Source organism: uncultured Agrobacterium sp. (genome assembly GCF_913777885.1).
In the GTDB taxonomy this organism is placed as follows: domain Bacteria; phylum Pseudomonadota; class Alphaproteobacteria; order Rhizobiales; family Rhizobiaceae; genus Agrobacterium.
This window is the reverse complement of record NZ_CAJYTV010000001.1, coordinates 184026-199817: the sequence shown is the minus strand read 5'-3', so window position 1 is coordinate 199817 and position 15792 is coordinate 184026. Positions and strand designations below refer to the sequence as shown.

At 58.9% G+C, this 15792-nt stretch carries 13 protein-coding genes; 2 read left to right on the top strand and 11 right to left on the bottom strand.

From position 1 onward, the window contains the following. Positions 1-501 precede the first annotated feature (501 nt). From QZ869_RS00885 to QZ869_RS00865, 5 genes are all read right to left on the bottom strand, one after another. A complete protein-coding gene (locus QZ869_RS00885; RefSeq protein WP_296102039.1) occupies positions 502-969 on the bottom strand; it encodes a DUF3597 domain-containing protein in 468 nt (155 codons plus the stop codon). 382 nt (positions 970-1351) lie between these two features. After that, complete coding sequence (locus QZ869_RS00880) at positions 1352-2128, bottom strand: ABC transporter permease (protein ID WP_296102037.1); 777 nt, start codon at positions 2126-2128, stop codon at positions 1352-1354. Then, positions 2115-2936 (bottom strand): ABC transporter ATP-binding protein, encoded by an 822-nt coding sequence (locus QZ869_RS00875; protein WP_153312175.1) that lies wholly within the window; start codon positions 2934-2936, stop codon positions 2115-2117. Before QZ869_RS00875 ends, QZ869_RS00880 begins: the two co-directional genes overlap by 14 nt. Positions 2937-2946: 10 nt before the next feature. Continuing rightward, the gene (locus tag QZ869_RS00870; RefSeq protein WP_296102035.1) at positions 2947-3948 is read right to left on the bottom strand and encodes an ABC transporter substrate-binding protein; all 1002 of its coding nucleotides are present in this window, start codon (positions 3946-3948) and stop codon (positions 2947-2949) included. A gap of 50 nt (positions 3949-3998) precedes the next feature. After that, on the bottom strand, positions 3999-5081 hold the full coding sequence (locus tag QZ869_RS00865) for a 4-oxalomesaconate tautomerase (RefSeq protein ID WP_296101657.1): 1083 nt from the start codon (positions 5079-5081) through the stop codon (positions 3999-4001). 104 nt (positions 5082-5185) lie between these two features. Here QZ869_RS00865 and QZ869_RS00860 point away from each other — a divergent pair, with 104 nt between their 5' ends. Next, positions 5186-6082, top strand: coding sequence for a LysR family transcriptional regulator (locus QZ869_RS00860; RefSeq protein WP_296102051.1), 897 nt, complete (start codon positions 5186-5188; stop codon positions 6080-6082). A 491-nt stretch (positions 6083-6573) separates the two neighbouring features. Continuing rightward, positions 6574-7701, top strand: coding sequence for a porin (locus QZ869_RS00855; RefSeq protein ID WP_296082362.1), 1128 nt, complete (start codon positions 6574-6576; stop codon positions 7699-7701). A gap of 252 nt (positions 7702-7953) precedes the next feature. Here QZ869_RS00855 and QZ869_RS00850 read toward each other — a convergent pair whose 3' ends face one another. The 6 genes from QZ869_RS00850 to kdpF are packed head-to-tail and all read right to left on the bottom strand — an operon-like array spanning position 7954 to position 15785. Next, positions 7954-8640 carry a response regulator gene (locus tag QZ869_RS00850; RefSeq protein ID WP_296078566.1) on the bottom strand — a complete coding sequence of 229 codons (687 nt, stop codon included), beginning with the start codon at positions 8638-8640 and terminating at the stop codon, positions 7954-7956. Next, positions 8637-11330, bottom strand: coding sequence for a sensor histidine kinase KdpD (locus QZ869_RS00845; protein ID WP_296078567.1), 2694 nt, complete (start codon positions 11328-11330; stop codon positions 8637-8639). Before QZ869_RS00845 ends, QZ869_RS00850 begins: the two co-directional genes overlap by 4 nt. Before the next feature lie 5 nt (positions 11331-11335). Beyond that, the gene (gene kdpC / locus QZ869_RS00840; protein WP_296102034.1) at positions 11336-11905 is read right to left on the bottom strand and encodes a potassium-transporting ATPase subunit KdpC; all 570 of its coding nucleotides are present in this window, start codon (positions 11903-11905) and stop codon (positions 11336-11338) included. A 2-nt stretch (positions 11906-11907) separates the two neighbouring features. Then, positions 11908-13959 (bottom strand): potassium-transporting ATPase subunit KdpB, encoded by a 2052-nt coding sequence (gene kdpB / locus QZ869_RS00835; RefSeq protein WP_296102031.1) that lies wholly within the window; start codon positions 13957-13959, stop codon positions 11908-11910. An 11-nt stretch (positions 13960-13970) separates the two neighbouring features. After that, positions 13971-15680 (bottom strand): potassium-transporting ATPase subunit KdpA, encoded by a 1710-nt coding sequence (gene kdpA, locus QZ869_RS00830; RefSeq protein ID WP_296102029.1) that lies wholly within the window; start codon positions 15678-15680, stop codon positions 13971-13973. Between the two features lie 18 nt (positions 15681-15698). Continuing rightward, positions 15699-15785: a K(+)-transporting ATPase subunit F gene (gene kdpF, locus QZ869_RS21735; RefSeq protein WP_367115303.1), complete on the bottom strand. Its 87-nt coding sequence runs from the start codon at positions 15783-15785 to the stop codon at positions 15699-15701. Positions 15786-15792: the final 7 nt, after the last annotated feature.

Genomic DNA, 15792 nt, shown 5'->3' with positions numbered 1-15792 from the left:
CCTTAAAGGCCGGGCTGTGGTTGCGGCGAGGTCGTTTTGTCATCATGGCTCCTGTTCCCGGCATACTGCCGTGTTCAAAAGCCGAAAGCCACTTATCTCAACTGTTCAGATTTGCCGAGCCAGCTCTACCTGGCGCCTGAGGGCGTCGGACGAAGACATTATAACCAACAATGATGAGGGAGCGCCGCCTGTGCCGGTCGGTCAACCCGCGGACCGCGAGCAGGGGACTGAGGGCGATGGCCCGGTCGGCGGCCAGTAGCCGCGGTCGCCTGTCGATCTTGTCGCCGGCTCCACGACCTCTGAGAATTACCGTCGCGGTTGTTGCCGAATAGACAGGCGCCAGACACTCCATCAAAGCAACAAAAAAGGCCGGGGCGAACTCGCACCGACCTCTTGTCGCTTGTTATCTGCCGCCAGTACATCCGTGGTCAACATGCAAGCCGTGGCGCCGCCACGCCACTCGAGAGTGATAATGCGCAGCGGCGCGTTCGGTTCCAAAAATTAATCGAGTAATTCTGCGGGTACCTTGCCACCATTTTCTGACAGTTTTTTGAGCAAAGCCTTATGCAGCCAGTTGTTCATTTCCGGCGAGCCGTTGAGTTCGCCTGTATAGCCGAGCTCCTGCGCCAGTTCCTTGCGCTCTGCGAGGCTTGCATCCATGCCGAGCGCCTTCATCAGGTCGACAATCGAATGCTTCCAATCCAGGCGCTGTCCACTGCGCTTTACCGCCGCGTCGAGCTGTGAGGCGACATCGACGTTTTGAGCAGAGGCGGGGGTGGGCGCGGGGGGGACCGACGCGGAACTACCGGAGGTCGGGGGGACGGACTGGCCGGTGCCGCCAATCGGAGGTGCGGTGGTTGCTGCGGGCTCAGGAGTGGATGAAGGTGTTGGTTCGGTGGCGGATGGCGATGTTTGCTCGGCGTGCGCCGACCCGAAGATCGCGTCTTTGATTTTACTGAAGATGCTCATGATGTTTCCTCCTTGGGCGGGTTATTGATGTCAGTCCAACGGATCGAAGGCGGGTCGCGTTCCGATTGGATGCGAAAAAGCCATGCCTACCCAAGGTAGATCCAGTCATTATCACCGTTTTCTGCGCTCAGCCTGGGAAAGATCGTCCAATGGCAGAGGCCAGTACCTTGTGGCGATGTGAGCTTGTCGTTCGACGCCGTTTGACCGGAAGCTCGTGCGGGGGATTTCCGTGCCGGTGCGCGGATAAGATTTCACGTCCAGACTAAGACCTAAGCTGCGACTTCGGTAACTGGCCGTCGCCGCTGCTTATTCTTAGAGTTTCCGATACGCAAAAGGGCGGCCAATTGACCGCCCTCTCTAATTCTATTTAAGCGTTGCCGTGTCAGGCTGGCCGTTCTTCCGCAGCATTTGGACGCCATGTGATCATCTTCTTTTCCGCAACATCGAGGATGAGGTCGATGATGAGAACGAAGATGGCGAGGATGATGATGCCGGCAAAGACGCCGACCGCATCGAAGTTGCCTTCCGAGCGAGCGATCAGATAGCCGAGGCCTGCGGACGCACCGAGATATTCGCCAATGATGGCGCCGACGACCGCAAAGCCAACGGAGGTGCGCAGCGAAGACAGGATCCAGCTCGCTGCGGCCGGGAAGTAGACGTGGCGCAGAAGATCAGAGCGCTTGGCGCCGAGAATGCGGGCATTCGACAGAACGACCGGGTTCACTTCCTTAACGCCCTGCATGGCATTGAAGAAGGTGACGAAGAAGACCAATGTGACGGCCAGTGCAACCTTCGACCAAAGGCCCAGGCCCAGCCACAGAACGAAGATCGGAGCCAGAACGACGCGGGGAATGGCATTGACAGCCTTGATGAAAGGATCGAGCACGCGGGCAACGAAGGGGCTAAGACCAAGCCAGACGCCTGCTGCCACACCGAGACCGGTGCCGATGAGATAGCCGAGCACAGTTTCGCTCAAAGTAATGCCGACATGCTTGTAGAAGCCGGCGTCAGCGATCCAGGTGACGACCTGCGTCACGATGTCAAACGGAGCGGGGAAGAAGAAGCGGTCGATGGCGCCCATCGATACGCCAAGCTGCCATCCACCGAGAATGGCGACCAGCAGCACGACCTGAATGATGCGAATATTAACGGCTTGCATAGCTCTTCTCCACTTCGCCGCGCAGGGATGCCCAGATATCGCGGTACAGAGTCATGAATTTCGGGTCGAGTTTGATTTCAGCAACGTTGCGTGGACGCTCGAGATCGACAGGGAAGCTTTCGATTACGCGGCTCTTCGGGCCAGCGGCCAGAACGACGACGCGGTCACCAAGTGCTATGGCTTCCTCCAGATCATGCGTGATCATCACGACCGCGCGGCGATCTTCCTGCCACAGGCGAAGAAGCTCATTCTGCATCAGATGGCGGGTATGGATATCGAGTGCCGAGAAAGGCTCATCCATCAAAATAACTTTCGGCTCGGTGATCAGAGCCTGGGCCATCTGCACGCGTTTGCGCTGGCCGCCGGACAGCATGTGCGGGAAGCGGCTTTCGAAGCCTTTGAGGCCGACTTTTTCGAGCCAGGCCATGACTTTGGCACGGCGCTCCGCTTCCGGCACGCCGCGGAACATCAAGCCAAGCTCGACATTCTGATAGGCCGTCTTCCAGGGAAGCAGCGCATCCTGCTGGAAGAGATAGCCGATATTGTTCTGCACGCCGTTGACCGCAGTTCCATCGATGCTGACTGATCCCTTGGCGGGTTTCAACAGGCCGGCGATCGCGTTCAGGATCGTGGACTTGCCGCAGCCGGTTGGCCCGACGATGGAGAGGAATTCTCCATCGCCAACTGTGAGGTTGACATCCTGAACGGCAGTGAATGAGCCAAATGCCATCGTCACATTATCGATGGCGACCATCGCATTAGGTTCGGACTGTGCCACCGGCGTTAGCTTTCTGACTGGTGATGACATGGAAGGACCCTCAGTTTGCGGGCTTCGAAGCGGCTGCTTCGACGAACTTGTTGGTGTAGGTGGTGTTGAGGTCGATCATGGCCTTTGCCACAGCCTCATTGAAGCTTTTCAGAACGGCGAGCGGTGTTTCCAGGTCCTTCGCCTCGAACTTGCCGTCTTCGGAGAAGATCGCCTTGGCGGATTCGACAGCCTTGATGTAGGTCGCGTTGTCGCCAGAGACGAAATCCTCCGGCAGCTTTTCGACGATCTCTTCAGCCGAATGCGCCTTCATCCAGTGCAGCGCGCGCACTGTGGCATTTGTGACCTTCTGGATCACTTCCGGGTTAGCGTCGATGTAATCCTGGGTCGCATAGAGGACCGAGGTGGGGTAAATGCCGCCATAGACGTCTTTCGCGCCTTGATCGCTGCGCGCGTCAATCAGGATCTTGCCGAGACCGCGCTCCACAACGATGGTAGCGGCCGGGTCGTAATTGACGAGAAGGTCGATCTTGCCTTGCTGAAGTGCCGCAACGGCTGCAGCGCCCGAGCCGACGCCGATGATGGAGATGTCGTTATCGCTGAGTTTATGTTCTTTCATGTAGTAACGAATGAAGAAGTCGGAGGACGAGCCCGGAGAGGTGATGCCGACCTTCTTGCCCTTGATCGTTTCAGGCTTTGCCGGATCGAAGTCCGTGTCGTTTTTGCCAGCCAGGACCAGACCGGAATTGCGCGCCAGCATCACGAAGCCGACGACGTGCTTGTTTTGCGACTGCATCTGGATTGTATGGTCGTAAAAGCCGACTGCAACATCCGTGGAGCCGGCCACAAGAGCTTGAAGCACCTTGGAGCCACCCTGGGCGAAGTTCTCGGTGGTCACATCCAGACCTTCATCCTTGTAGTAGCCGAGGCTGGCGGCCACAGGGAAGGGCAGGTTATTGAGATTGTAGGAACCAACGCTCATTCTGACGGATTCGGCATTGGCGGTTGCTGCGAAGGCGCAGAGTGCTGCAGTTGCTAGCAGGAATTTACGCATGTGGGTCTCCTCCCGGTTTTCTCTATGCTGTGTGCCGTGATGGCGTTTGTCTATGCTGCGTGTTCGATGGCGGCGGCTGGTTTGGCGAAAGCGAAGCCTTCGAAAAGACGGCGCGCGGTTCTGACAAGACCGGCCGCAATGGCGCCGTTTCGCATTTCGAGTTGAACGTCGAGACGCCCTGCCGGATGCTCGATCCGGATGAGTGCGGGAACGCTGGGCTGGCCAGCCGCCTCGAATGCCACGGTGCCACCGGTAACCGCAGCCGTCGCAATGCCGACGGCACCGGTTGTGGCCAAGGCCGGATGGCATTCATTCGGCATGAAGTAGCGAACCGACATCGTTCCGTCTTTGCGCGCCGGCGAGATCAGAACAGGCTTTGGGATGACCATATCCGACACATCTCCCATGCCCATCAACTTGCCCGCCTCGATACGGATGCCCGTCATACGATCGATCAGAGCCCGGTTGGCGGTCAATAGCTGAGGGTCTTCGTATCCCGTGATGCCGAGATCGGCAGCGCGCATCAAGACCATCGGCATGGCGCAGTCGATCGCCGTGACATCGACACCGTCGATGACATTGATCGGCTTGCCGGTCGGCAACAGCTTGCCCGTCTTGGCACCAGCCGAGTCGACGAAGGTCAAGGCAATTGGGGCTGCGAGGCCGGGTACGCCGTCTATCGACGCGTCGCCCATATAAATCACCTCGCTGCCACGGGTGGGAACCTTGGCCTCAATCAACTTGCCGGTGTTCACATTGTGAATGCGAACCAGCGTGTCATGCTCCTTGGCAGCCACCAGTCCGGCTTCGATGGCAAATGGACCAACGGCTGCAAGCATGTTGCCGCAATTGGGAGAGTAATCCACCAATTGCCGGTCCGTGCGGACCTGGGCGAAGAGGTAGTCGATATCAGCGCCCTTCACTTTTGACGGTCCGATGATCGCAACCTTCGACGTGACCGGATTACCGCCGCCGATACCGTCGATCTGAAGCGGATGACCCGAGCCCATGATGGAGAGAAGAGCGGCATCGCGCTGGGCCGGATCGCGTGGCAAATCGGAGGCCAGAAAAAACGGGCCGCGAGACGTTCCGCCGCGCATCAGCACACAGGGTATCTTCAGGAGATCGTTCATCTTCGCCTCAATCTTGCATTTCATGGATCAATCTATCCAGTTGTTGCAATATGAGGAAGAAAGGCTTATTTGTTAAATGCAATTTTCGAGAGGTTTATTGCGATATGAGCATTAATTGTGAGATTCTTGATCTTCGAGCTTTTCAGGCGGTCGTGGAGTTGGAAAGTTTTCATCGGGCAGCTGAGGCGCTGCACATCTCGCAACCGGCGTTGACGCGGCGCATACAGAAACTGGAACAGGCCATCGGCGCACCCTTGCTGGAGCGCACGACGCGCCATGTTGCGCCGACGGCCATGGGGCAGGAGGTCATGCCGCTCGTCAGGCGTATGCTGGAAGAATTCGACGGTTCCCTCTTTGCCATGCGGGATGGCTCGCTCCGCCGCGGCCTGATAACCATGGCCTGCGTGCCGACGGCCGCATTCTACTTTCTGCCCACCGTTATTAAGACCTTCAGCGAGCAGTATCCTCTTATAAGACTACGCATTCGCGATCTAACGGCCAATGAAGGCCTGCAGGCTGTGGCACGTGGCGAGGTGGAGTTCGGCATCAACCTGATGGGGAACTCCGATCCTGATCTGTCATTCGAACCTCTCATCGACGATCCCTTCGTTCTGGCCATGCGAAAGGACCATCCGTTAGCGAAACACGACACCATTCATTGGAATCAGCTGGAGCCTTATCCCCTCGTCGTGGTGGATCGTTCCAGCGGCAATAGAACCTTGTTGGACGGTGCGCTTGCACGGCACAATCTGAAGCTCAACTGGTTCTACGAGGTGACGCATCTTAATACATCATTGGGACTCGTCGAAGCCGGCCTCGGCATTTCGGTTCTACCGCGCCTGGCAACCCCGCAAGAGGACCACCCCTATCTCGTGTCTCGACCGATTGTGGATCCGGTGGTTTCCCGTACAATCGGTATCGTGCAACGACGAAGCAGTGCACTGTCGCCTGCAGCAGAAAAATTTGTCGCGATGTTACTGAAGGCCTGGAAAACGCCTTGAGGTTAGTGGGCGCCCAGGCCGATGGCGTTTCCCAGAAATGAGTTCTATGTGGATGTGTGGAACAGGCGTACCTGACGCGGCGCCATTTCACAGCCAAACTTTATAGGTTGGCGGGGTGTTGATCGCTTTGTCCGTCTAGCTGGGCGAGAAGACTCCCAACCGTCCGATTGGCCGCTTCCAATCGCCGCAAGTTTCACTTCGCCCGAATCGTAGTTTCCAAAGTCCTCTCTGAACAGCACAAGTCCTAGGCCAGCGACCCAGCAAATCTTAACGGCGTCTTAAAATCCGGCAGGAATATTCGATCCCCCTAACGTAAGTTGTGCCTAAAATACAACACGCCGCAAATCGGCGAATATGAAAACATCCTAATTTAGTGATATTCGATTGCGGGAGATGGAGTGTTTCTGTCTATTGATCCGTGAAGCGGGGGGCAACCTCAAGGGCGTGTACCTAGTCGCCGCTTTTATAACGAAACATGACTGGAGGTCATTATGAACATCAAGAGCCTTCTCATCGGCTCCGCTGCAGCTCTTGCAGCAGTATCTGGCGCAAAAGCTGCTGACGCGATCGTCGCTGCTGAGCCAGAGCCCCTGGAATATGTCCGCGTTTGCGATGCATTCGGCACAGGCTTCTTCTACATCCCCGGCACCGAAACCTGCCTCAAGTTCGGCGGTTACGTTCGTTTCCAGACCGACTTCGGTCGTGATCTCTCCGGCACGTCTGACTGGAACTCCTTCACGCGCGCTCAGTTCGAAGTTGACACCCGCACGGACACCGAGCTCGGCGCTCTGCGTGGCTTCATCGGCTTCCGCGGCAATGCCGACAACGGTTCCGCGGCGTCTTCGTCTGTCTTCGTTGACCAGGCCTTCATCGAACTCGGCGGCCTGAAGGTCGGTAAGTTCTACAGCTGGTGGGACGATGGCCTCTCTGGCGAAGCTGACGTTCTGTCCACAAACGCTCTGTTCAACTCCATTCGTTACACCTACGACGCTGGCTCTTTCTGGGCAGGTATCTCGGTTGACGAACTGCAAGGCACAAACGGCCAGTTCCGCACTGTAACAGACGTAGCAGGTCCGCTTCCGGGCACGTTCGTTGTTACTCAGGAAGCTGACAACAATGTTGGCATCACTGGCGGCATCGGTGGCAACTTCGGTGCAGCAGCTCTTCAGCTGATCGGCTCCTATGACGTTGACCAGGAAGAAGGCGCAGTTCGCCTCATTGCAACTGCTGAAATCGGTCCTGGCACGCTCGGCCTGGCCGGTGTTTGGGCTTCCGGCGCAAACGCTTACTACGCAGAGTCTGAATGGGCGATCGCTGCTGAATACGCCATCAAGGCAACCGATCGTTTGACGATCACCCCAGGCGCTCAGTGGTTCGGTAATGTGGCTGACCGCGTTGCACTCGTTGGCCTGGATGCAAGTGGTACGCCAGTATTCACCGGCGCGACAGCGATTGCGACCAACGACTACTCGAACCGTGACGCATGGCAGGCTGGTATCACGGTTGATTACAAAATCACCGAAGGTCTCTCCACCAAGATCGCCGTCAACTACTACGACGAAGATGGTGCCGACACCGACCAGTGGAACGGTTTCGTTCGTCTGCAGCGTTCGTTCTAATATAGTCTAACCGACTGTATTGACTTGGAAAGCCCGGCGTTTCGTCGGGCTTTTTATTTTAGAAAATGCTAAAAAATACTGGACAAACTCAGTTTTTCTAGTCATCATAATCCCAGTCAAAAGGCGTGATCCACCGCCAAAAGCGTCGTCTGTTGACTCCAGTCAAGGCCCATCAGCCCCCCTAGGCTGATGGGCAGGCACCGGAACGAAAGCGCAAAGCGCATCTCCGATGTCTTTCAATTTTTCCCAGCATCATTCCGTTACAAAACGATAGCCGACCCCTGGCTCGGTTTGGATAATTTTTGGCTGTGCCGGGTCTCGTTCGACCTTCTGTCGCAATTGACCGATGAAGACTCGGAGGTAATGCAGGTCTTCACCATGGGCTGGCCCCCAGACTGAGGTCAGAAGAGTGCGGTGCGTGACCACGCGACCGGCATGGTGCGCCAGGAGCGTGAGAAGATCGTATTCCTTTGGCGTCAACTTGATGCTTGAGCCACCACGGGCGACGACACGGCGCTGTGTGTCGATCGACAGGCCATCCGCCTCGATGGAAGAGGGCAGCATCTCGGACTTGCCTACATGGCGCATGGCGGTGCGGATGCGTGCGGTCAGTTCGCCGATGCCGAATGGCTTTTCGATATAGTCGTCGGCCCCAAGATCGAGGGCGGCGATCTTTTCGGTTTCGCGGTCGCGGGCGGAAAGAATGATGATGGGCAATGTCAACCAACCGCGAAGATTGGCAATGACATCTTTGCCGTCCATGTCCGGTAACCCGAGATCGAGGATGATGACATCTGGCGCTGCCGTTGCCGCCGCCTTGATCGCGTCTGCGCCATTCTCCGCCTCGATCACGTCATAGCCGGCGGCAGCCAATGCCGGACGAAGGAAGCGCCGGATCTGCGGCTCGTCATCCACCACCAGAATACGTCCCAATGTCATCGTTGCTGCCTGCCTTCACTTCTTTCGGTCACCGGAAAGCGCATGACGATGCGTGTGCCACGCTTTTTCACCGCCGGACTCTCTGCATATATGCGCCCGCCCAGGGCTTCGATAAAGCCTCGAGCGATGGAAAGACCAAGCCCGGTTCCTGGAGAGCGTCCGTCCGAGCGCGAACGACGATAGAATTTCTCGAAGATGCGGTCGAGGTCTTCGGCAGGGATGCCCTTGCCATTGTCCGTGACAGAGATGACGATTTCGTCCCCATCGCGCCGTGCATAAACATTCACCGGATCGCCGCCACCATATTTGGCGGCGTTGTCGAGCAGGTTGAATAGAACCTGGCCGAGCAAGACCGAGTCTGCGCGGATGACCGGCAAATCCCTGGCAATGCCAGTCTCGAAACTCTGTGTCGGAAAGTATTTTCGCGCTCGTCCCACCGCAGAGCGGATCACGTCCGCGACATCCACCCAGTCCCGTTTCGCCTGCAAGGTGCCCGCAGTGATGCGTGTCATGTCCAGAAGATTGGCGACGAAGCGGCTGAGCCTTGCGCTTTCCTCCTCGATGGATTGCAGAAGATCGTCACGGCTTTCAGGCGACATGCGGTCACCCAGTTCACGCAGGCTGGTAACCGACCCGGTGATGGTCGCCAAAGGTGTGCGCAGATCATGCGAGATCGACGACAGCAGTGCCTCCCGGTAGCGCTCGCCCTCCAGCCTTGCCGCCTGCTCGGTGCTTTCGGAGGACAAACGGGCGCGGTCGATTGCCGTTGCCGCCTGGTCAAGAATGGCGGCGAGTTTACGTTCGGCATTGGAATCGAGCCCGCTTGGACCAGGTTCGAAGCCGCAGACACCGACGACGCCATGTGGGCTGGTGAGCGGACGAAACTGGAAGCGTCCGTTAGGAAGCGTGCCCGTGCCGAAACCGGAAGGCTCCGATCGGCTGCTTGCCCACCGCGCCGCCGTCAGTTCGGAAACGCCAAGCTCGGTGTCTGGGGGCCAAGCGGCCACCACCTCCAGGTCGTCACCCTTGGGCAGAAGCATCACCACGTGACGACCTATGCTTCCCTGCAACTGCGTGACTGACGCCCACAAGACTTCCTCCGGCTTGGCGGTTCCTGCAAGCTTGCGGGAGAAATCGTAGAGCGCCTGCATGTCTGCGGCGCGCTGGCGCGCTGCCTGCGCTTGTTCGCGAATGCGCGATGCGAGACTGCCGGCGATCAGTGCTGCGACGATGAAGACAGCCAGCGCAAAGACCTCATGCGGCGAGGCTATGGTAAAGGTCTCCACCGGGGCGATGAAGAAGAAATTGTAGGCTAGTGCCGAGACGACGGCCGCCATCAAGGCTGCCGTGAACCCAGCGGCGGATGCAGCACCCAGAACGGCGAGCAAAAACAGCAGTGAGATATTCGGCAGATGGGTGAATTCATCCAAAGCCAGGCCGAAGAGGGTGGCGACTGCGACAGCGCCGATGGCACAGAGAAGCGACCGGGAGAAGACGGAAAGCTGAAAGCGCTGCTTCTTGCGGGCGGATGACGGCGCCTTAGCGCTATCCGCAGTGACGAGATAGAGGCCGATGCCGCTCGCTTCCTTCGCCAGAGCATCCGCAAGGCTCGGTCGGAAGGGATTGGAAAACCAGCGGCGGCGCTGCGAACCGATGACGATCTGGGTCGCATGCTCACGCCGAGCCAGTTTCATAATTTCGGTCACGAAGTCATTGCCAGTCAGATGGCGCGTCTCTGCTCCAAGTTTCTCGGCAAACCGAAAGGCCTCGTCGATCCGCCTCAGACTGTCCTCATCCATGGTCTCCTGATCGTCCCGCGCCATGCTGACGACTGTCCAGGGCGCGTTGAGCCCGGAGGCGAGACGGCTTGCCACACGCACGACCTTATCGGACAACGCATCGGCGCCAATGCAGACCAGCAATCTTTCGCCGGTCGCCCAGGGGCCTTCGATGGCATTCTGACGCAGATAATCGACCATCTGGTCGTCCACCCGGTCTGCGGTGCGGCGAAGGGCGAGTTCGCGAAGCGCCGTCAGATTGCCAAGGCGGAAGAAGCGGTCGGTGGCCCGTCTCGCGCTATCGGGAAGATAGACCTTGCCTTCCTTCAGCCGCTCGATCAGTTCGCCGGGTGGCAGATCGACCAGCACCACATCGTCGGCGCGTTTCAAGACGGTGTCCGGTACGCGTTCGCGAATGGTGACACCGGTGATCTGTGAGACGAGATCGGACAGGCTTTCGAGATGCTGGATGTTAAGCGCGGTCCAGACATCGATGCCCGCTGCGATCAGTTCCTCGATATCCTGATAGCGTTTCGGATGGCGAAAACCCTCCGGGTTGGAATGAGCAAGCTCGTCGACGATGATGACGCGCGGCTTGCGGGCAAGCGCTGCGTCCAGATCGAATTCTTTGAGTATCTTGCCGCGATAGTCCACCTCCACACGAGGAAGGACGTCGAGCCCGTCGAGAAGTGCCGAAGTCTCTGCTCGCGCGTGGGTTTCGACAAGGCCGACCACAACCTCGACGCCATCGGCTTTCAGTCGGCGCGCGCGCGCCAGCATGGCATAGGTCTTGCCGACACCGGGCGCTGCGCCCAGAAAAATAGTGAGTTTGCCCCGGCGGTCTTTCTCCGCCAGGGCAAGCAATGCATCGGGATCGGGCCGGTTCAAGCCCTCACGGTCATGTGACGCCATTCGTCTCAGCTCTTCAGCGCATCGAGCGCAAGATTTAGCTCTAGCACATTGACGCGCGGTTCGCCGATAATCCCGAGGAGCCGCCCTTCGGTTTTTTGTTCGACCAGCGCTTTGACGGCTTCAAGCGGAAGACTGCGTGCCTTGGCGATACGCGTCACCTGAGCGGTGGCGAATTCCGGGGTGATGTGCGGATCGAGGCCGGAGCCGGATGTGGTGACGGCGTCAGCCGGAACCGGCGAGGCAATACCCGCGCCGTTCAGCCGTACAACGTCGCCGGCAACCCGGTCCTTCAGCTTGGCAGATGTGGTACCAAGATTGGAGCCAGAGGAAGCGGCGGCGTTGTAGGCATCCGGGCTGGTCGCAGAGGGGCGCGGCCAGAAGTAGCGGTCCGAGGTAAAGTTCTGGCCGATCAGGCTGGAGCCGATGACCGCATCGCCATTGCGGATCAGCGAGCCGTTTGCCTGTGCCGGCAGCACAGCTTGGGCGATGCCGGTGACGGCCAACGGATAGCCGAGACCGGTCAGGGCGATGAAGAAGGCCAGAATGACGATGGCGGGACGAATTTGGTTCAGCATGATTACACCAAATGAAGCGCGGAAACGGCGATATCGATGACCTTGATACCGGCAAAGGGCAGCAGCAGACCGCCAAGCCCGTAGACAAGCAGGTTACGGCGCAGAAGCGACGCTGCCGCGGCGGGACGGTATGCCACACCTTTCAGTGCTAGCGGGATCAGCGCGATGATGATCAGCGCGTTGAAGATGACCGCGGAGAGGATGGCCGATTGCGGGGATGACAGCGCCATGATGTTGAGGGTGCCAAGCGCCGGATAGGTGGTAAGGAAGAGCGCCGGGATGATGGCGAAATATTTGGCCACGTCGTTGGCGATCGAAAATGTCGTCAGCGAACCGCGCGTCATCAGCAACTGCTTGCCGATCTCAACGATCTCGATGAGCTTGGTCGGACTGGAGTCGAGATCCACCATATTGGCGGCTTCACGGGCGGCCTGCGTTCCGGTCTGCATGGCAACGCCGACATCGGCCTGCGCCAGTGCCGGCGCATCGTTGGTGCCGTCACCACACATGGCAATCAACCGGCCGCCCTTCTGTTCGCGGCGAATATAGTCGAGCTTGTCTTCAGGCGTCGCTTCGGCAAGGAAATCGTCCACGCCCGCTTCGGAGGCAATCGCTGCTGCGGTGACGGGATTGTCGCCCGTAACCATGACGGTTCGGATACCCATGGCGCGAAGGGCGGCAAAACGCTCCTTGATCCCGGGTTTCACCACATCCTTCAGATGGATCACGCCCAGCAGACGGTTACCTTCGGCCACACCGAGCGGCGTGCCACCGGTGCGGGCAATGCGGTCTACGGCCTGGTGAAACTCCGCTGGCGCCTTGCCATCGGTGGCATCGGCAAACTTCAGGATGGCATCAATGGCGCCCTTGCGGAAAGACTTGCCGTTCGTATCGACGCCGGATAGACGAGTCTGCGCCGAGAAGGGAATGACGGCATCGACGGTCACTTTGGGTGAGGCAATACCGAACTCGCCTGTCGCGAGCGCTGCGATGGAACGGCCCTCTGGCGTTTCGTCCGAAAGGCTGGCAAGCAGCGCTGCTTCAGCTACCTGTTCGGCGGTGACGCCCGGCACGGGGATGAAATCCGCCGCCATCCGGTTGCCGAAGGTGATGGTGCCGGTCTTGTCGAGCAGCAGCGTATCAACGTCGCCTGCCGCTTCCACCGCACGGCCCGACGTGGCGATGACGTTGAAACGTACGAGACGATCCATCCCAGCAATGCCGATGGCGGAGAGAAGGCCGCCGATGGTAGTCGGAATAAGCGTGACGAGAAGGGCTGCCAGCACGGTAACGGAGACCAGCGTACCAGAATATCCAGCCAGTCCCCACACGCTCACAACCACGATCAGGAAGACGAGGGTGAGGCCGGACAGGAGAATGGAGAGCGCGATCTCGTTTGGCGTCTTCTGACGCTCAGCGCCTTCGATCAGCGCAATCATCCGGTCGACGAAGCTTGCGCCGGGCGGCGTGGTGATGCGGATTTTCAACTGGTCGGACAGAACCTGCGTGCCACCGGTGACGGCAGAGCGGTCGCCGCCGGATTCGCGGATGACGGGTGCCGATTCACCGGTGATCGCACTCTCATTGACCGATGCCACGCCTTCGATCACTTCGCCGTCGCCGGGGATCAATTCGCCGGCATCGACAACGACGATGTCACCGACTTTCAGCAGGGTAGCCGCGACGCTTTCTTCCTTGCCGTCTGCGCTCACGCGGCGGGCGGTCAGGTCAGAGCGGGTCCGCTTGAGGCTGTCAGCCTGGGCGCGGCCACGTCCTTCCGCCACCGCTTCCGCAAAGGTGGCGAAAAGCACCGTAAACCAGAGCCATGCCGCAATCTGGCCGGAAAAGATGGCCGTGCCGTTATGGGCGATGAGGTCGCGGATGAAGAAAATGGTGACGACAGCCGCAACGATTTCGGTGACGAAGATCACCGGGTTGCGCATCAACTGCCGCGGGTCAAGCTTGATGAAGGCGTTTTTGATGGCCGGCCCGACAATGGCGGGGTCGAAAAGACCCGGTCTGGCGGGAGCCGATGAGTTGGGATTGGTGGACATCTTTATGCCTTTTAGAATGTTTGGCCGGCAAGCATCGCGAAGTGTTCGACGATGGGGCCGAGTGCGAGTGCGGGGAAGAATTGCAGCCCGCCGAGAATGAGGATGATGCCGATGAGAAGGCCGACAAAGAGCGGGCCATCCGTCGGGAAGGTGCCGGCGGAGGCCGGAACCCGAACCTTGGCGGCAAGCGATCCGGCAATCGCCATGACCGGTACGACATAGGCGAAGCGACCGAGCAGCATCGAGATGCCGAGTGTGGTGTTGTACCAGTTGGTATTGCCGGAAAGGCCGCCGAAGGCCGAGCCGTTATTGCCGGCCGCGGACGTGAAGGCATAGAGGATTTCCGAGAGGCCGTGCGGACCGCCCGTTCCGATGCTGGCGACAGCAAAGGGCAGCATGGCGGAAAGCGCGGTGAAACCGAGAATGACCGTGGGGAGAATGAGAACCGCCAGCATGGCGAACTTCATCTCGCGGCCCTCGATCTTCTTGCCGAGAAATTCGGGTGTGCGACCGACCATCAGACCGGCGACGAAGACCGACAGAAGCGCGAAGACGAGCATGCCGTAAAGACCGGATCCCACACCACCCGGCAGAACCTCGCCAAGCTGGATCAGGAACATCGGCGCGAGGCCACCAAGACCGGTAAAGGAGCCGTGCATGCCGTTGACGCCGCCATCGGAAAGGCCGGTGGTCACCGCAGCGTAAAGCGCCGTCATGGCCTGGCCGAAGCGAACTTCCTTGCCTTCCATATTGCCCTGTGCGGCATCGACGCCGATCGATGTGAGGATCGGGTTGCCGGCGCTTTCGGCCCAGTAGACGGTGGCAACACCCGCAATCAGCAGAACGGCCATGGCGGTCAGCAATACCCAGCCCTGACGACGGCTGCCGACCATCTGACCGAAAGTGTAGATGAAGGCTGCCGAAATGGTGAGCATCGAGAAGATGTTGAGATAGTTCGAAAGCGCAGTCGGGTTCTCGAAGGGATGGGCGGCATTGGCGTTGAAGAAGCCGCCACCATTGGTGCCGAGCTGCTTGATCGCTTCCTGGCTGGCAACGGGCCCGAGCGAGATGACCTGCTGACTTCCTTCAAGCGTGGTTGCCGTCACGCTGGCGTCCATCGTCTGGGGTAGGCCCATGGCAACGAACGTTACTGCGACGATGACCGCGATCGGCAGCAAAACATAAAGCGTGGCGCGAGTCATATCGACCCAGAAATTGCCGAGTGTGGTGGCCTGCGAACGAACAAAAGCGCGGGTGAATGCAATCGCCAGCGCCATGCCGACAGCGGCGGACAGGAAGTTCTGAACCGTCAAACCGGCCATCTGGCTGAAGTTACTCATCGTCGCTTCACCGGCATAGTTCTGCCAGTTGGTGTTGGTCACGAAGCTTACGGCGGTATTGAACGCCAAGCCCGGCTCCACATTGCCAAAGCCTTGTGGATTGAAGGGCAGGAAAGCCTGAAGGCGCAGGATGCTATAGAGCGCAAGGAAGCTGGCAATCGAGAAGGCGAGCATGGACAGCGTGTAGCCAAGCCAGCCCTGTTCCTTCTTCGTGTCGACGCCTGCCACAGCATAAAGCGCGCGCTCGATGGGAGTAAAGATCGGCGTCAGCCAGGTCCGCTCACCATTGAACACGTGCGCCATGTAAAGGCCGAGCGGTTTGATAAACAGAAGTACGGCGATGAAGAGGAGGCTGATCTGCAGCCACCCGAGAATGGTCATGGGATTTCTCCAGGAAAATCAGAAGCGTTCCGGACGCAGTAATGTGATGATGAGGTAGACGCCGAGCGTGATTGCCACGACGAGGCCGAAGATGGGTTCCAGCATGGCGGCG